The following is a 16,991-nucleotide window of genomic DNA, read 5'->3' as shown; positions in this document are numbered from 1 at the left end:
CAGCGAAAAGTGCAGAGGCTAGCAGCTCGATTTTTTAAATGGTAATTTTAGTATTTCCAGAAGACAACGCATTGCGTAAACGATAGCTTTCTCCTGTAAATGCAATAATGTGGGCATGATGGACCAAACGGTCCACCAATGCCGAAGTCAATCGATTATCACCAAACACTCGATTCCATTGACCAAATTCTAAATTAGAAGTAACTATCACACTTTTTTGTTCATAACAGTCGGCAATAATATGGAATAGGAGCTCCGCTCCTGGTTTTTGAAACGGTACATAACCTAGTTCATCTAAAATTAATAGATCACATGATTCAATTTGTTTTTTTATACGAGTTAAATTCCCCTGTTTTAAAGCTTCTTCTAATATACCTACTAAATCCGCTACTCGGAAAAACTTCACTTGATATCCTTGTTCACAGGCCTTTAAACCTAACGCTCTTGCTAAATGTGTTTTACCAGTTCCAGGAGATCCAAGTAATAAAAGGTTCTGTTTTCCTTCACAAAATCGCAACTCACTAATATGTTCTTTGCTTGTCGTAGAAGGTAAATGAATTTGTTCACCCCATTCATAATCTTTTAACCACTTTAGCTCTCTAAACTTTGCTTTTTTTATTAAAGTTGATACTTTCTTACTTTGTCGAGCTTCAATTTCTAAGTTTAAAATATCCTTTAAGAATTGTTCTTTATTTTCAAATACAACATCATCATAATGCTCTAAAATAGAACTCAAATGGAATACTTTACAAGCTTCTTGTAGATTTCTATGTATCATAGTGAGAATGAGCTCCTCTCTAATGTTGGATAGAGTTTGCGGTCATATTGTTCTAAATCCGTTTCATAATCTACTAAAACGGATGGTGTGTGTTTCTCTTGGTTCTGGTGCAAAAAATCGAAATGATTTGAAAGTATTCTTTCAAACTAGACTATACTGGTACTACTACTTAAAAAAGGTGTGTGACCAGTATGGAAAAAGAAAATATATTCAAATGGAAGCATTACCAGCCCGATATTATTTTGCTAACAGTACGTTGGTACCTACGGTACAACTTAAGTCTTCGTGATTTAGTGGAAATGATGGAAGAACGAGGATTCTCCTTAGCCCATACAACCATTATGCGCTGGGTTCATCAATATGGACCAGAATTAAATGAACGGATTCGAACACATTTGAAATCAACCAATGATTCTTGGCGAGTGGATGAAACATACATCAAAATCAAAGGAGAAAAAATGTACTTATATCGTGCGATCAATTCTGAAGGAAACACGATTGATTTTTATTTAAGTTGTAAACGAGATACGAAGGCTGCCAAGCGTTTTCTAAAGAAAGCCTTGGCTTCTTGTCATGCCACAAAGCCTCGTTCGATAACTGCTGATGGAGATAAGGCCTATCCTGTTGCGATACGTGAACTAAAGGAAGAGAAATGTATACCACAGGGTATACCACTTCGTGTGAAAAAATATTTAAACAATATCATTGAGCAAGATCATCGATTTATCAAAAAACGGATTCGGAATATGCTTGGATTGAAATCCTTGCAAACAGCTACAAAAATGATCGCTGGAATAGAAGCTATGCATATGATCAAAAAAGGACAAACCCTCCAGGGGGAGAAGTCTGTCCAAAAGCAAATGTATCTTATCAATGAAATCTTTGGTTTAACAGCATAAAGTTCCATTCCGCTAGGAATCTTTCGTTCTTTTTTATATCCTTATTATTTTTGCACCAGAACCAAAATATAAAATTAAACGTTCTTCTTTCTATAAATTAGTAAAAGAATATGAAACTCAACTAGCAAAATAACCAATAGATGGGAAGAAACATCATGTTTGTACTTGGCATAGATATTCTATTGGGTTATCTCATTATGGGGATAATCGTTGCATGTATTGTTTGTTATCTCGAATTTAGAGAATAACTTTCTCAATACCAATATATATAATTTCCTGTAAAATACAAGATACTAATACTTTTACTAAATTCAGATGATCTTCTCCTTAAACACCACGGATGTGGTGTTTATTTTTTTATATAAAAAAGCCCCAAAGGGGCAAATGAATGAAAACAAATAACAGACAATCATATTCTATCACGTTTTCAACATGTTAGAAACGATAAACTACATAAATGCTTTTAACAATTGTGTAACTAATGGAGCAACTCCTCCAATGAATGTTAAGACTGCGATTGCAATTGACATCTCAATTCCTCCCCTTTGAAACTTTTTCTTTTTGCCATATTTGCTTTATCTTATACGATTGATGGAGCGTTTGTCATATGTAACTTTGCATATCTCCATTCCACACTTTTCGAACTATATGAGAAACAAGCAAGTAGTTCTTGGATAAAACCCACCTTTTTGTTATGAAATAATATAAAAGAAATTAATACCGTTTATTCTACATATAAACCAATTGCAGCAACAATCGCTTCCGAAGCATATTCCCATTTTCCATCTGTTAAAGCTCCTAATTGTTGGCCAATTTGTGATAGGAGATCTGGTGTAATCGGAACGCCAAAATATTGAGCAATGATTGCACCAATAGGTGCTGTAATTTTTGTCCATCCACCACGATCGATTTTAATTTCTAAATTTTTGATTACCCCATCTTCTTTTACAAAGCGATAATAGACTTGATCATCTAAACGAAAACTTAAATGATGTGAAATTTGACCATTTACGATAGTTTGATTGCCTAGTTTCGAAATGTAAGCTGGTTTCACATTAAATTCATGGTCAAATACTTTTAATTTTTTTATTTCAGGTCCTAACAAAGCAGCTTGAACCGCTTTATCGAGATTATTCATAGGAATAGCATCTAGATTTTTCGTTTGTTCAATAAAATGGGGTGAGAATACATGAAATGCTTCTACGACTTGTTGCGTGGTCGTTTCTTTTTCTGCAGCAAATACGAATGTAGATGAACCTGTTACTAACATCGCTGCTAAAGCTGTAGCACTGATTACCTTATATCGTTTCATACTTATATTCCTCCTCTTTTCCCTTTTTATTTGCGAAACATATCAAATCATGTCATACGAAAGGGTTGGAAACATCATATCACAGCAGGAAATAAATTAAAAGTAAATATTCTGAAATTTCACAATATATTTCGTGCGCTATAAGAAAAGATTTTTAATTTTCGACTCACCCATTCTTTTCCAAAGGAGATTTTGTTCTCATATAGAATTTGTACACCATATCAATTTTTAAGAGGAGTGATTTTCATTGACAGAAATCGTAAAAATTGAGGAACTCAACACATTCTTGCCATTGGCTTCTTTAGAAGCACTACCTGTGGAAGAACAAAAGATGCGACTACAATATTGGAAAGAGCACTTTTCAATCAAAGAAATCTTAGAAGGATTAGGAACCTATAAAAATAAACTCTATGATTTGTATAAAAAACATGAAATTACAACCCAAGGGCACATGCAGGCAAAACGAAAAGGAAAAGGGAAAGAAGAGACTACTCCCAAAGAAGATACACCTAGCAATCTACAATATACTCATTCCACCGAACTAGCTCAAACGCAAATACTTCCACCAACCATTCCCATACAAGAAGTACCCGTAATACCAGAAACTGAACCGACAACAATTCCGTCAGCACCGATAGAGTCTTCTATTCCAGAATCCTTTCATATCCACTATACAGGTCGTAAATCAAAACAGAAAGTCATTCACCAATTACAAGCCCTTGCTACTCTGTTAGAAGAAGAATCACACGAGCAATATCAATTTTCCATTCAAATCGAAACAGCATGTTTAAAATAAAACAGACAAAGGATGCACACACCTATAATTTTCTTAACCTTTTGTATAAAGTACAACTTATATGAGAACACTGTTAATCATCCATAATATGTATTCCATTTTGAGTAGCCATTATTAGCTACTCTTTTTTATTACGTACTGTTCACTTACAACACTTTTTCAAATGAGATATCGCTTTATATTAGGATACAGAATATTTTTGTATCGTTTCTAGGACAGCTGACACAATGCTTTGCATATGCTGATGCAATTCCGTTACTTGTACCAACAACTTCTCTCTTTTATAGGTTGTCATGTCTCGCATCAATTCTACAGAAAGTCTTTGTATTTCTTGATATGCTTCTGAGCTTTCAAATGCTACTGTCTCTATATACGCTAATTTGGGAAATGAATTGCACTGTTCCTGTTTCTTGCTCTCCCATTGCTGAAATACATATTGAATCCATAGCTTGATTTCTTCTTGCATGAGCATAATTTTCTGTATTTGCTCTTCTTTTTTATTTCCCCTCATTACAGCCACCCCATTCTATTTCCACTTCAAAAAATCCTTCAAATTCATTTTTGAACTCTTTTATTTTAAGATTCCCCTTGTATCTAAAACATATAGCTCATTCACCATGGAATCATATTCTCTTCGTGTGATTTGCTTGCTATACAACTGAATCAATAACTCCTTATGCGCTTTTGAAAATGCCATTTTGTCAATCCATTTTGGATACATACAATACCTCTCTCCCTATCTGTTTAAACATGCTGTCACATTGTATGATTGTATCCTGCTATTCAGATTCTAGCAATCTATAAACAACGAACTCTTACACAATCTCCCGAATCATCTTTCATTTTCTTTTCTACGGTGCTGGTGTTTAGATTGCTCTTGTTTCTTTTCTTCTATCTCTTGTTCCTTCCCTATACTTCCATACAATACATTTCGATTTTCTGTCATGCGTGACAACTTATCCTGTAATTCAGATTCATTTGTTATACCATAATTCTTTTTGAGATAATTCATATCACGTTTTGCAACATCATACTCTTTAAATTCATGATAACGTTCTTGTTTAAATGCCTTTTTATTTTCAGCTTTTTTATAAGCAATAATCAAAGGATGACTCTTTTTATAAATATGGAAACACCCCTTCATTTTATTTAATCTAAAAATCTCATGATCTATACCTAAAAGTTGCTTTTCAAAACTGTCCATTAACGCTTCTTTCGTTGCTTCCAGTTCATCTAGTTCCGAAAGGGACACATTTAGCTGATACATCTTAGAACTTAACTCATGTAGATAATGAATATTTTGTTTCGTAGCCCACTTTTGAAGTCCCTTATTCTCTTTAAATTTCTCATGTGATTTGTCTATCCAATGTCTGTTCATGATACTTGTTTGAATGGGTGAATAATCTTTGTTTTCTATTCTAAACTGTATAGAGGATGCAAGGTAATGAAAACCCAATGTTTTTGTCCGCATAAACTTTCCTGACTTTGGATTCAAAAATGATAAATATTTCCCCTGCTTATGCTCATATCCTTCTTGTTGCATAAACCTTAAAAATTCATGGAATGAATTTGATTTTGATATGTTTTTATCAATCATTTCTTCTAAACTTCCTTTGAAAGATTTCTTCTTTGCTCTAGCTACATACTCGTTAAAATCTACATACTTGTTCCTTCCCTTTCTCCCTTCTTCAATGATGGACAAACCATACTTTTCCGAGATTTTATCATTTTCTTCTCGTAATCGGTCTAACGTATTCACACGCTTAGAATCAAACATTTTTAATGTAGTAAAATCGATATCATTAAAAATAATATGGTTGTGTAAATTCTCTGTTTCTATATGTGTAATCACTGCATATTGATGATTGCCTTTTAAATAATTATCAGCAAATTCTACACCATATTGATGCACTTGTTCTGGTGTCAGATTATCGTCGCTATCAAACGATTGAATAATCATTCTGGCACGCACATCTTTACTACAATGATTCTTTTCATTATAGTCAACGAAAACACTTTTAAAATCCCTATCTATCGTTTCTATCGAACACTCATACGAGGTAACCAATTCCTCATTCGTTTTATGTTCTTGCATACCGTAACGAATGAGCGCTTGTAAATTCATGACCTTTTGTATTTTAACAATTGACATTGATATCAATCCCTACCTAATAAATTTCATATTCATCTAGTATATCTTTTAATTCATACCAATCTTTATCTTCAAAAATTTGATCCAGTTTAGCTAACTTGAATTTTAACTTTTGTGAAAACATAAAAATCTTATCTGCAAATTCTATGAGTCGATTATCCTCTAATGTATACAGCGTATCTCCATATACATATTGCCACACATATTCTGCCACTCCTTTACTTTGTGCTGGCGAGTTTTCTATACTTGCTATGATATACATAAAATCTTCTTTTATCTTTTCATATACTTCTTCTAATACTAATTTTTTTGGGAGTGGAATTTGATTTTCTGATAAGGATTCTATTAATTGTTTCTTCTGTTTTTTAGTCAAACTATCGCTAGTAAACTTGGTTTTCAAATCCAATAATCGATCATATTCTTTCTGAATGATTTTGATAATTTTTTTCTGATTCACTTTAAGAAAATCCATATCCTGATCCGTGTAAATGCCATCTGTATGAATCCTTCTAATTAAGCTATTTATATTCTTACCAATGTAATTTATTTCTTTCGTCAAATCCCTATATACTTTCATATCGACTTCCAGTCTGAAATGTGTTTTTGCGCTGTCAATAAGAAACGCAGATACCGTTTTATAACCTAATTCTTCTGCTTTATTTTTTATCATTTCTTTATCTTGTTCATCTAAAGTTATTTGTAGATATGTTTTATGAATAAATGTCATAATTTCACCACCAGTTTTATAATTAATCGAGCGAAGCGACAACCGTTTTGAAAGCCTCAAAATTACATTTTTCGTCTTTCAAAACGGTAAAGGTTCTAGGAAACTTCCTAGCAAGTCAAAAACAACATTTTTGGGGATTACCATGGTAATCCCATAGCTTGCCTTTTCCTAAAACCTCAGTAATTCTTTCTGAAAATTATATCATCTTTGACCGAAAAATGGTATGATTTATAGAAGAACTGACGAAAGGCAGGGAATCGATATGGTGACTGTAGACGAGAATACACGGATTGCGATGGAAATCGTTGCACAATCCTTAACAAAATTACTCGAGAACAACGAGAATCAGCCTCAAGATTACATCCTAGATAACAATACAAAAGTCGGGAAACAAAAAATTAGCGACCTGATAAAAAAACATGCACAAAGTGGGGGCGTCATTGCTTTAGATGAAAATTTGACAAAGCAACAATTGCAAGATTATCAAAAAGAGCTAAAAAATTAGGCGTAGATTTTTCTGTAGTGAGAAACGGTAAAGAGGATTATTCCTTTTTCTTTTCCGCAACACAGGCAAATGTCATTGAAAAAGCATTAAAAAATATAGTAGAACGAAAAATAGTTGTCTTAAACAAAGAAGAAGTCAAACAAGCAGAACAAGATTTGAAAGAAGTTCGTCAACAGGTAACACCAGACCAAGCCAAAAAAGTAAAAGAAGTCTATGATAACCTATCGACAGCTGACCAAAACAAACCAAAAGAAACAAACATATCGTACAATCGTTTATCCAAACAAGAAAAACAACTGTACAAAAAATTAGAAGAGCTAGATGCCGTCAAAAAAGGGTTATAGTAACTACTCAGCTTCTTCAAATAAAAAAACAGGCCAAATACATGTTTCCGATTCGAAAACATGAAAAGAAAATACTCCAATCAGAGAAAGAATCTATGCCAAATAGAGAAATTCTCTTATGAAGTCGTGTTATTCCAAGGAACCGTTCTAGTTTCTATGACTTGGTTTATCGCTTGTAAGACCGATTGTTTTTGTTTTTTCATGGTACTCATAAAGCTTCGTATCTGACAAAAAGATTCTGCGCCTTTCTTACTTCGGAAAGTCCCAGACACTTTCTGTTTTACTTTCGTCATCCGAATATCCCGTTCTGCTTGATTGTTATCAAATGGAATGGCTGGATGTTCTAAAAACGCTAGAATTCTGTCAGAATACTTGACGAAGCGATTCCATAAATTTTGAGAAGGCGTCTGCTTTCCTTTCTTCTTTTGTTTCGTGGAAAGAATCTGTTGTTCTTTCAATATGGATTGATACATAATAAACAGATTCTTTTGCGTCGCTTTTGGCATGGTACCTTCGGATTGCTTTTTCATCGTCAACGCTTGCGTTAGAAATTTCTGCATCTGTTGTGCCCATTGTTCTCCAGTACTATCTATAATTCCTTGTAAATCTCGTAAGAGATGGGCATTACATAAAACGTGACGACAATCTGTATACGCATCATACGATTTCCAACCATCATGCATCGCAATTCCAGAAAAAGATGGCAAGATTTCTCCAGCATCCATTGCTTCTTTTCCACGTTTTTGATGAATATGTTGCAATGTCACCTCCGGTGTACTGGCAGTATGTAACCATTGTGTTTTGTTTTCTACACGCATACCAGTTTCATCAAAATGGACAACAGGAGACTGCAGAATCTTTTCCTTTACTTCTTTTATGAATGGCTGCAATTGAGAAGCGAAAGCCTGTGTATGATTTACCAGGGTTCCTTCGCTTATAGAATGTCCAAAACAATCCTGAAAGAATTCTTTTGTTCGCTTCAAAGAAATGCATTGATAATGCGTTAAATAGGGAATCAGTCTTTTTATATTTGGACCATATTGAACAGGACGAGATACTGTCGAAGGAAATTGGGCTTCTTGGATAGAATGGCAATGTGGGCATTCTTTCTGTTCTACTTTATGTTCTGTCACTTCGATCTGAATAGGTGGTAAGTCATACACTTGGCGAATGCGATACCCTTTTACAGGCTCGTGGTTCAAGGAAGTATGACAACAAGTACAATATGTAGGAGAATGTGTAATCGTATGATCTGGAGTCGCTGTCAAACCAAGAGTATGTCCCTTGTGGCCCAACTGGCCACCCGTTTGACGATGAGACGGTTTGCGCAAACTTTTTGTAACGGGCTTACCCAAACCATCTGTAGAAGGTGGCTTATGACTATTTTTGGAGTTTTTTTTTGAAGCATTTTCTAGTTCTTGTATACGTTTTTCTAACTTAGAAAATGTTTCTTCAAATAAAGAAATAACAGCTTCAGGTCCTTTTTTATATGTATCTAAAATAATTTTTCGATCGACCATAAGATTCACCTCCCCTGTTTGATATACTCAGTATTTACAAATGGGAGGCATATGAAACTAGTAAAATTTAAAAAAGACACCGAAAGGTGGCTGAGTAGTTACCTGTTAGATAACAAGTTGCTCCATTTTTCAAGAGAAGACGTTGGTCTGTCAATTCCTTTCCTTCAAACAATCGCTCCTGTCCGTTTTCATCAAATACTTGAAACAAAACATCGACACTCATAGAGCTCACGTCTTCTCCTTTATTCACAATTGGTTCGTTTGGTATGAATACATAGTCATACCCTAATCGATATTTCACCACTATACTTCATCCTTTCTTTGAATGATTGTAGTTACTTTGGCTGTACAGGTGTTGGAAGATTACCATCGTACTAGCCCCTTAATATATATGTTTAGTTTCCAAAAACCAGTAATTCCATTTGAAATGTTAGTTTTTTTTACTATAATGAATAAAGAATAATAAATATGATACTATTATTAATTTGTTTTCTATTGCTTTTTCACTTTATAATAAGTAGGAATAAAAAAATGTTCTACTGGCTTATTAAAAGCTTCTGAAATTGCCTTAGCACGAATTGCATTGACGCCCACAGTTCCTTTTTCAATAGCATACAATACTTGGGGTTTTATATTTAATTGTCTACCTAATTGTAATAAAGACAGTTTTTTGGCGTTACGTTCTTGTATTAACATTAACTTCAAAAACCTCCTTTCTTTGTAATTATTGCTAAGTATACATCACTTTTCAAGTGGTGTATACTATAAAATACCAAATTTTTATTACAAATTACTAAAAATCTGAAAATAACAACAGAACGCTAAGTTTAACTCTGTTTTTTACTACGACAAAATATCAACTTAATATATGAAAGGATGTTTTAACTTGCCTATTTTCAATGACCGCTTAAAAAAACTTCGACAACAACAACGTTGGACAATGAAGGAATTAGCTGAAGAAATAAATAAATTTGTAGATTCACCCTTTAGTGTTTCTTCTGTTTCCAATTGGGAAAATAAAGGTTCAGAACCTCCTTATAATATTCTATGTGCTATTGCTAAAGCGTTTAATGTTAGTTCTGATTATTTAATAGGGCTTAGTGATCAAGAAACTAATACTAATATCCCTTCTTTACAATTAAATGAAAATGCAAAAAAGGAAATTCAATCAACAATCAAAACAGATCAAATACAACAAGATATACAGGTAAAAGTCCAACACATCCAGGAGCAACTTGGCGTTTTATCGCCAGAAAAAAAAGAACTGTTAGATAAAGAATTAATTGAATACCTAAATTTTTTCGATTATAAATACAATATGCTATACAAGGAATTTTTAAGCTTCACTAATTATATACAACGAGAAATACACGCTCCTTAAAAATCAGGGCGTGTATTTCTCCACATTATAATAACATGTAACAATAAGCTTCTGAGTAAAAAATACTATTTTATAGATTGCTATTCCATAATAATAGAGATAAAATAGAGACGTGCTATTTTTATTTCAAATAAAATTCACCAAATAAAAAACCCTACTTCTCAGACCCTTTTAATTGATATCTCAGTTTGGCGGCTGAATCAATTAAAAAATCACACTGGGAAAGCAGGGGGTTTATCGCAACATATTTAATTACAATGAAATTATATCATATGTTAAATATGTTGTGAATAAAAAAACCTCTGTTTTCCAACATTTTCTGTTTGATGAGTGGGAATACTATAGGAGGTTTTTTCTATGGAAACTGGTTTTGAAAACATAACCGCTATGGATCTAACTAGCGATATTGATTTGGACAAACGAACTTTCAAGACAAACATGAAATTTAGCAAAAAAAATAAAACTTCAAAATACCTCATGCATGGGCCAAAGTTTTTTGATGAGCTTCGTATATATTTAATTAAAAATAACGAGCTTGGAGAATTTGCTTTGTCTTCATCCGCATTAGCCACTTACATTTTACTTCATTTTAAGGTAAATGATTTAGGGCGACTTCCTCGCGATTTCAAACTATCTACTATCGCGAACGAATCTGATATTCCCTATACAACTATTCATACAGGTTTCCAAGCTTTACTTCATTCTGGACTTGTTAAAGAAATTTTTATTAACGGAAAAATTCCAGTGTATGAAATTTGCAACTATGCAAGATTCAATCGTACAGCAAAAGAAACAAAAGATAATGATGGAAAACTTTCATATTTTCGAATCCCTAACTTATTGTTAGAAACTTCTATTTTAAAAGAGTTAGTTTCCCATCGTGACAGCAAAGGTATCATTGAACTTTTAAATCTATGTAATAATTTCACTCGTGAACTTGAACTTAAGAGTAAAGATTCCATTGAAAAATACACGTTACCTCGCAACATGGACGGCTTAAAGAAACGTTTAGGACGAAATGCAAAAAAAGTTCGTAACTACATAGAGATTATTTCACCAATCTTTAAATTTGATGCTGCTGCAAAAAAGATTAGAAACCCACGTAAAGGGCGGATAGCACGCATACGTGAAAAGATCCAACAAATTGTTATCACTCAATTTACAGTTAACATCAATTCTGCATGCGTGATTGAAAATGATCGAGCTGAAATTAGACAAACAGAAGCTAAAATGCGTAAAGAAGCAACAGCCCGTCTTGAATCCATTGGCATAGCATTAACCAATAAAGATCGTAAAGACATTGTTGTTTCTTATAAAGGAGAAGTATCACGAATCGCTACATATATTAAAAACAAACAACTTCGTGATGATTTTATGACTTATACCATGAGTTATGCAATGGATCAATGTGAAAATTTCTTATCACTTGGAGAAAAAATAAAATCAATCGGTGGCATGATACGAGCAAAACTGCGTGAATCGTTTGTGCCATGGGCGGAACGATATTTAGACGATGATACACGTCATACACTTGTACTGGAACTTATTTCTCATGATATAGATGTACCTAATGCATTCCGACTTACTTAAATTTTAAAAATGAATAGATTATAAGCCTTGTTCAAAAAAATTACTAAGGACAGGGCTATTTGTCATGTTGAAATAAAATAGACAATCTTTCTATTACCCTATAATTCTAAAAATCAGTAAGGCCATTTTTCCTCCCTAACTGTTTTTTTATATTCTTGTATACTAGATTACGCTTAAATACTTGTGGAATTGTTAATAAATCTATAATTCAATTGTGTAAACCTTAGTATATTGTTATAAAGTTTGTGTGAATCTGAATAGTTTGTAGTTGTAGTTATGGATAAGTTAGTATTCCGATTCAATTTTTTAGACAATTCATCTAACCTTAGAGCCACAAGAGTTTCCAATCTTTTCTTTTCATCTATATAGTATTTGTATTTTTTATATTATTATTGAAGCTTTTATATAGTAATTGATATTATTACTTAATAAATAAATATATACATAAACAAATGAAAAATTAATAAAAAGCATATTTTTCATACATTTAAGAGTTTATAGGGAACTTTGACAAAACTCGTAAATAAAATTAAAACTTTTAGGGAAATTCAACTAGTTTTAGCGAAGCACAAGGGTGTACATACTTCCCCCAGAATTGCTACAGCAACTGACTTAATCTCTAAAACCTTAATTAGGAGTTGATTGTATGAGTCAAGTAATCTCATTACAACGTCCACAACAAAATTGTAAACATTTAAAACAATAGTGAGAACACAATGAACAACGTGGACAAACAATGTAAACAAGTTAAGCAACCTTAGAACGCCTCTTCATCAATTGACATAGCAAATGAGATAGTAAAGATCCAGGAGGAAATGGAAGCATTAGAAACAACAGAAGCAAAAAAAGAAAAGATGGCGGCAATGCTGGAAGTAAATCAACCAAGCCCCCTTCCAAGATTGGAAGGGACTCGCTCGGCGTTTGCCTAGCAAACAGGTTCTAGCTTTTGGGATAGACGCATCTGTTCATTCCTTATTTTTGTTCGATTAATATGGGGAATGACTACAATTTATTAGGAACAACCTTCATGAAATTATACATTTACATACTCCCTGCATTCAAAAAACTTGCACGAAATAAAACGTGTAAAAACGGAATAAAATTTATACTCATTTCATGGAAAATAAAAATAGAATCTTTAATAAGATTTATTCCTTTTTCACAAAAAAATAAAACATAAGTATAATAAAATTTATTGCATTTGTGTTTTAAATGGAATAAAATTGATGTATAATAAGGATATAAGAAGATGATGAAATAAAATTTATTTTTTATAGTTGTTATTTAGAATAAAAATGGTAGGAGGAACTGAAATGACGAATGAAAATATTAGTGTGGTAGAAAAAAATAAAGTGAATGTGGAAGCTGATCTCGGAAATAGTAATTTAAAAATTTTTATTAATGATGAATACGTAACTGTACCGAATGTCTTTCAACGTATTCATGGGGGAATGGATGCCTATGAATCTGATGAAAATAAGAATGTATTAAATTTATTGGAGAATTTATATGTTCATGTATCTAGTAGTGCAATTAAAAGGAATGGAAGTTTTTTAATCGGGAAACGTGCCATGCAAAACTCTGAAAAAATGAAAGCGATGAATATTAAGATTGCCAATAAACATGAAGAAGATCTTCCGATTATTAATACATTGAGTGTTATTGGAGCAAAAATGATTCAAAAAGTATATAAAGAGACAAAAGCGATTCCTGATGTATTGAATATAGATATAGATTTAATAACTGCTATTCCTGCAAGTCAGCATACCCCTAAGACAGCTCAATTCCTTGTGAACAGATTTACAGAGAATAAACATGTAGTAATCATCTATGTCGGTGACAGACCTATCACAGTACAAATTGAATGCTCTAGAGTACGGGTTACAAAAGAAGCAATGGCAGCATTATATGCGATTACGGAAGCTCCAGATGAAATGTTCAAAGAGTTTCAAGAACTATATAAGGATCGTTTAGATAACAAAGAGATTAAAGGAGATTTCTTTAAAGATAAAAAAATTTTACATACAGATATTGGCGAAGGAACAAGTGAGTATATTTTTACCGATGGTTTAAGTCCAGTCTTAGACAGTTGTTCTGGTGAAAGAAGAGGAATTGGCCATGCAATTGAAGAAGCATGTGCCTTATTAAATAAGGAAAGAACAACTAATTTTAAGAGACAGCAATTTACTGAAATTCTTTTAAATAAAAATGATAAATACTATGAGGATGCATCCGAATTTATATACAATACAAGATTCGAACAAGCGGAACTAATCCAAGAGGATGTAGAAAACAAATTCACGAATGATACAGGCGGTCAGGCTGAGGTGTTAGCTGTGTACGGAGGTGGTAGTATCTCGTTGAAAGAAGAATTATATGATGAATTATTAAGGTTGTGTAAAAGAACGGGTATGATGTTATTATATGTTCCAGAAAAATATGCAATAGAATTAAATCCAAAAGGTATGAATGTTTTGAGAAAAATCATTGATTAAAAAAACAAATATCAAAGTAGAAAAATACGTCATATATGTAAAAAGGTGAGTTGAAATGAAACAAGAACAATATAATTGGAAATTTAAAAAGATGACAGGTGATCCAAGTTTTAAAGAGTGGCATAGTAACCAAGATAATATCTCACACTCATTGAATACATTGGTTAGCTTTATCATTCGTTTAATTGGAACAGGTGATTTAGGAAGTTTCGATAATCAAACAAAACTGCAACAAGTTTTATTACTACAAGATGAATCATTTATTAATGCCGTTGCGAAGAGAGTTAATACTCGTTCATCAAGTAGCTTTGTTGATACAGGTCAGGAAAGAATAGATGAAAAAACAGTATTAAAAGAAATGAGTACAGAAGCTTCGAACCAGCAAATTCAAACAATAGAACAAGAAGCTCAAAAGATGATAAAAGAAGAACATTCAACAGAAAACAATAATCTAGAAACATATGAAGAAGTAAAGAAAAATGCAAAAAACTTTTTTTAAAAAATAGAATTGTCATGTATTATAAATTAGACTTTTTACTACAATACCTAGAATATAAAGAAATGTCTTGTACTTTTGTTTTACGAGGTTGAAAAGTGGAGATTAAAAGCAATTCAATCCATCAGGCATAAGTGGAATACTGAAAAAAGAAAAAATGGTAGATAATTAATAGTAGATGTATATAAATTATGTGAAAAGTATGAAGAGTTAACAAAAGAATTGGATGATATAAAAAAATGACTTTATTATGTTTTAAACGACTTTTTTGTCATCCTACACTAATTAAAGAGAGCACAGAAAATCCACTCCTTTAGGGGGGGAAGGTGTTTTTTTATGTCAAATTGTGAAAGCCCACGGGTTTAGTCGTGGGCTTTCACAATTTTCATTTGGTTGCCGAAAAGATTTTTAATATCATTAATAGTGATATCAGTTCTAATTTTTTTTATTGGAATAGAATGTTATTATCTATTGAAGATTCGATTTGGGATAATGACACTAAGCATTGTAATAGGTGGTATAGGTATAGCAGGAGCCTTAGTATATAATATTTTGGAAATTGTATTATAAAGAGTATTTATATGACATAGGAGAATAATTAACCTCCTATGTCTCCGTGTGAATATTGAATTAAAACCTTATCTGTATATTTATCAGTATTCTTTGTTTGTTTAGTTTGAACTCCAATACCTAATGTTAGCGATAAAGCTATTAAAATCCCCAGAGCTTTTGACTTTTTATTCATATTAATCCTCCCTTTTTTTGAATTTCATTTCTTGTTTTACTTGCGGCTTGAAAAAACTCACATGCTTTTAAATGATTCAATTCATCTAGGTATTTATGAGCTAATAGTTCTTGATATTCTAAAGTATAATTTAAAAGGTTATTTGAAGTAAAATAATTAAGAGCCTTTTGAATCAAAGGTTCGAGTGCCAGGGCAGGAATCTTATCATTAATCCCTTTTAATATTTCAAAATGTAGAGGATATTCTTTATTCTTTAAGTAAATACAAATGTTTAAACCACGCTCAATACGTTCAGAAGCGTCTTGATGACGTTTAAGTTTCATAAGCTCTCTTGCTTCAATAAATAATGCTCTGAAATTATTTAAACTTTTTTGATTAACTTCAGCAAGACATTGAATAGCTAAACTTGGTTTGTTTTGTTCACTATACATTAAACCTAAATTATGTTTTACCATTAAAATATGCCCATCCTCTTTGAGATCATAAAACGTATTTAATGCGCGTTTGTAATATTTTTCTGCCTGTTCATATTTTTTTAAATGAGTCCAAGATAGCCCAAGTATATTATTACAAAAAGCAATATTTAATTCGCAATGCTCAGACCCTAAGAATGTTTCTTGAGCTTTTTGTATATGCTGAATTGATGATATTAGTTGAAAATCTCTATGCAACATAGAACCAAATGTGTAATGGAATTCAGCAATATCTAACTTGTCGGTACAGTAAATCAGCTTAGATTCTGTTATAATCAAGTGTTCTTCAGCTTTATTATAGTTTCCAATTGTCGTGTAATACATTGATTTGAATAAATGGTAGTAGTAAGACATAATTCCATTATCAGGAGTAGGAAAAGAGTCGATATCTTTAAAACTTTCCTGAGTCACTTCAAAACGATTGATGAAGACATTATAACGAAATTGAATAAGGGCATAATATAGCGATAAATCATTAGAATAATGAAAATCCTTTACTTTAGGTTTAATACTTTCGTTAAATTGTACGGCTTTATTAAGATTTCTAGAACGGATTGCTAAGTACCATTCATTTAATAGTTCATTTAGTTGTTCATTTCCCTTTAATTGAACGTTCATATAATCCTCCTACATAAATATTCCAATCTAGTGTGTGAAAATAACATCAGTTGTGAAATGTTTTTCGAATTTTCTTCCGATTAATATTGGTATATTAAATGATAGCAAAAAAAGAATCGGATTTGCATCTGTAAAAATATTTCTCAGCAAAATTTCTTTA

The 16,991-nt window shown here is 32.3% G+C and carries 18 protein-coding genes; 8 read left to right on the top strand and 10 right to left on the bottom strand.

Translation table 11 applies throughout. From position 1 onward, the window contains the following. Nucleotides 1-34 precede the first annotated feature (34 nt). Complete coding sequence (gene istB, locus MHH55_RS32760) at nt 35-778, bottom strand: IS21-like element helper ATPase IstB (protein ID WP_176116684.1); 744 nt, start codon at nt 776-778, stop codon at nt 35-37. 191 nt (nt 779-969) lie between these two features. Between istB and MHH55_RS32755 the strand changes: the two genes are divergently transcribed. Further along, complete coding sequence (locus MHH55_RS32755) at nt 970-1,677, top strand: IS6 family transposase (protein ID WP_078187744.1); 708 nt, start codon at nt 970-972, stop codon at nt 1,675-1,677. Between the two features lie 724 nt (nt 1,678-2,401). Here the strand turns inward: MHH55_RS32755 and MHH55_RS32750 are convergent. Beyond that, the gene (locus tag MHH55_RS32750) at nt 2,402-2,995 is read right to left on the bottom strand and encodes a methyltransferase (RefSeq protein WP_176116744.1); all 594 of its coding nucleotides are present in this window, start codon (nt 2,993-2,995) and stop codon (nt 2,402-2,404) included. A gap of 241 nt (nt 2,996-3,236) precedes the next feature. Here MHH55_RS32750 and MHH55_RS32745 point away from each other — a divergent pair, with 241 nt between their 5' ends. Continuing rightward, on the top strand, nt 3,237-3,785 hold the full coding sequence (locus MHH55_RS32745) for a hypothetical protein (protein WP_233936958.1): 549 nt from the start codon (nt 3,237-3,239) through the stop codon (nt 3,783-3,785). A 181-nt stretch (nt 3,786-3,966) separates the two neighbouring features. Here MHH55_RS32745 and MHH55_RS32740 read toward each other — a convergent pair whose 3' ends face one another. From MHH55_RS32740 to MHH55_RS32730, 3 genes are all read right to left on the bottom strand, one after another. Further along, a complete protein-coding gene (locus MHH55_RS32740; RefSeq protein ID WP_043935167.1) occupies nt 3,967-4,296 on the bottom strand; it encodes a hypothetical protein in 330 nt (109 codons plus the stop codon). Between the two features lie 321 nt (nt 4,297-4,617). Next, entirely contained in the window at nt 4,618-5,937 is a 1,320-nt protein-coding gene (locus MHH55_RS32735; protein WP_233936956.1) for a relaxase/mobilization nuclease domain-containing protein, read from the bottom strand. 16 nt (nt 5,938-5,953) lie between these two features. Next, a complete protein-coding gene (locus tag MHH55_RS32730) occupies nt 5,954-6,664 on the bottom strand; it encodes a hypothetical protein (protein WP_233936955.1) in 711 nt (236 codons plus the stop codon). 262 nt (nt 6,665-6,926) lie between these two features. Here MHH55_RS32730 and MHH55_RS32725 point away from each other — a divergent pair, with 262 nt between their 5' ends. Further along, nucleotides 6,927-7,169: a hypothetical protein gene (locus MHH55_RS32725; RefSeq protein WP_233936953.1), complete on the top strand. Its 243-nt coding sequence runs from the start codon at nt 6,927-6,929 to the stop codon at nt 7,167-7,169. Beyond that, the gene (locus tag MHH55_RS32720) at nt 7,136-7,513 is read left to right on the top strand and encodes a DUF3801 domain-containing protein (RefSeq protein WP_233936963.1); all 378 of its coding nucleotides are present in this window, start codon (nt 7,136-7,138) and stop codon (nt 7,511-7,513) included. The genes MHH55_RS32725 and MHH55_RS32720 overlap by 34 nt, the downstream gene beginning before the upstream one ends. Before the next feature lie 116 nt (nt 7,514-7,629). Here MHH55_RS32720 and tnpC read toward each other — a convergent pair whose 3' ends face one another. The 3 genes from tnpC to MHH55_RS32705 form a co-directional block, all read right to left on the bottom strand. Then, nucleotides 7,630-9,033, bottom strand: coding sequence for an IS66 family transposase (gene tnpC / locus MHH55_RS32715; protein ID WP_100910632.1), 1,404 nt, complete (start codon nt 9,031-9,033; stop codon nt 7,630-7,632). A gap of 67 nt (nt 9,034-9,100) precedes the next feature. Continuing rightward, entirely contained in the window at nt 9,101-9,337 is a 237-nt protein-coding gene (locus MHH55_RS32710; RefSeq protein WP_254849781.1) for a hypothetical protein, read from the bottom strand. Between the two features lie 188 nt (nt 9,338-9,525). Next, nucleotides 9,526-9,729 carry a helix-turn-helix domain-containing protein gene (locus MHH55_RS32705; RefSeq protein ID WP_016112096.1) on the bottom strand — a complete coding sequence of 68 codons (204 nt, stop codon included), beginning with the start codon at nt 9,727-9,729 and terminating at the stop codon, nt 9,526-9,528. 190 nt (nt 9,730-9,919) lie between these two features. Here MHH55_RS32705 and MHH55_RS32700 point away from each other — a divergent pair, with 190 nt between their 5' ends. The 4 genes from MHH55_RS32700 (at nt 9,920) to MHH55_RS32685 (ending at nt 14,998) form a co-directional block, all read left to right on the top strand. Then, nucleotides 9,920-10,414 (top strand): helix-turn-helix domain-containing protein, encoded by a 495-nt coding sequence (locus MHH55_RS32700; protein WP_078187536.1) that lies wholly within the window; start codon nt 9,920-9,922, stop codon nt 10,412-10,414. 357 nt (nt 10,415-10,771) lie between these two features. Further along, complete coding sequence (locus MHH55_RS32695) at nt 10,772-12,004, top strand: hypothetical protein (RefSeq protein ID WP_078187537.1); 1,233 nt, start codon at nt 10,772-10,774, stop codon at nt 12,002-12,004. A gap of 1,313 nt (nt 12,005-13,317) precedes the next feature. Next, nucleotides 13,318-14,499 (top strand): ParM/StbA family protein, encoded by a 1,182-nt coding sequence (locus MHH55_RS32690; protein ID WP_078187539.1) that lies wholly within the window; start codon nt 13,318-13,320, stop codon nt 14,497-14,499. Nucleotides 14,500-14,554: 55 nt separating this feature from the next. Further along, nucleotides 14,555-14,998 carry a hypothetical protein gene (locus tag MHH55_RS32685; RefSeq protein WP_078187540.1) on the top strand — a complete coding sequence of 148 codons (444 nt, stop codon included), beginning with the start codon at nt 14,555-14,557 and terminating at the stop codon, nt 14,996-14,998. Nucleotides 14,999-15,593: 595 nt separating this feature from the next. On the opposite strand, the gene MHH55_RS32680 is transcribed toward MHH55_RS32685, so the two are convergent. Continuing rightward, a complete protein-coding gene (locus tag MHH55_RS32680; protein WP_176116656.1) occupies nt 15,594-15,740 on the bottom strand; it encodes a hypothetical protein in 147 nt (48 codons plus the stop codon). Then, complete coding sequence (locus tag MHH55_RS32675; RefSeq protein ID WP_078187541.1) at nt 15,737-16,831, bottom strand: response regulator aspartate phosphatase; 1,095 nt, start codon at nt 16,829-16,831, stop codon at nt 15,737-15,739. Before MHH55_RS32675 ends, MHH55_RS32680 begins: the two co-directional genes overlap by 4 nt. Nucleotides 16,832-16,991: the final 160 nt, after the last annotated feature.

This window comes from Bacillus sp. FSL K6-2944 (genome assembly GCF_038005385.1).
Classification (GTDB): domain Bacteria; phylum Bacillota; class Bacilli; order Bacillales; family Bacillaceae_G; genus Bacillus_A; species Bacillus_A cereus.
This window is presented reverse-complemented; position numbering and strand designations above follow the sequence as displayed.

What these genes read in the sequence shown, in the direction of transcription:
- MHH55_RS32685 (WP_078187540.1), top strand. Translation starts at nt 14,555, where the DNA reads ATGAAACAAGAACAATATAATTGGAAATTTAAAAAGATGACAGGTGAT.
- MHH55_RS32695 (WP_078187537.1), top strand. Translation starts at nt 10,772, where the DNA reads ATGGAAACTGGTTTTGAAAACATAACCGCTATGGATCTAACTAGCGAT.
- istB (WP_176116684.1), bottom strand. Translation starts at nt 778, where the DNA reads ATGATACATAGAAATCTACAAGAAGCTTGTAAAGTATTCCATTTGAGT.
- MHH55_RS32690 (WP_078187539.1), top strand. Translation starts at nt 13,318, where the DNA reads ATGACGAATGAAAATATTAGTGTGGTAGAAAAAAATAAAGTGAATGTG.
- MHH55_RS32755 (WP_078187744.1), top strand. Translation starts at nt 970, where the DNA reads ATGGAAAAAGAAAATATATTCAAATGGAAGCATTACCAGCCCGATATT.
- MHH55_RS32675 (WP_078187541.1), bottom strand. Translation starts at nt 16,831, where the DNA reads ATGAACGTTCAATTAAAGGGAAATGAACAACTAAATGAACTATTAAAT.
- tnpC (WP_100910632.1), bottom strand. Translation starts at nt 9,033, where the DNA reads ATGGTCGATCGAAAAATTATTTTAGATACATATAAAAAAGGACCTGAA.
- MHH55_RS32680 (WP_176116656.1), bottom strand. Translation starts at nt 15,740, where the DNA reads ATGAATAAAAAGTCAAAAGCTCTGGGGATTTTAATAGCTTTATCGCTA.
- MHH55_RS32725 (WP_233936953.1), top strand. Translation starts at nt 6,927, where the DNA reads ATGGTGACTGTAGACGAGAATACACGGATTGCGATGGAAATCGTTGCA.
- MHH55_RS32735 (WP_233936956.1), bottom strand. Translation starts at nt 5,937, where the DNA reads ATGTCAATTGTTAAAATACAAAAGGTCATGAATTTACAAGCGCTCATT.
- MHH55_RS32705 (WP_016112096.1), bottom strand. Translation starts at nt 9,729, where the DNA reads ATGTTAATACAAGAACGTAACGCCAAAAAACTGTCTTTATTACAATTA.
- MHH55_RS32730 (WP_233936955.1), bottom strand. Translation starts at nt 6,664, where the DNA reads ATGACATTTATTCATAAAACATATCTACAAATAACTTTAGATGAACAA.
- MHH55_RS32740 (WP_043935167.1), bottom strand. Translation starts at nt 4,296, where the DNA reads ATGAGGGGAAATAAAAAAGAAGAGCAAATACAGAAAATTATGCTCATG.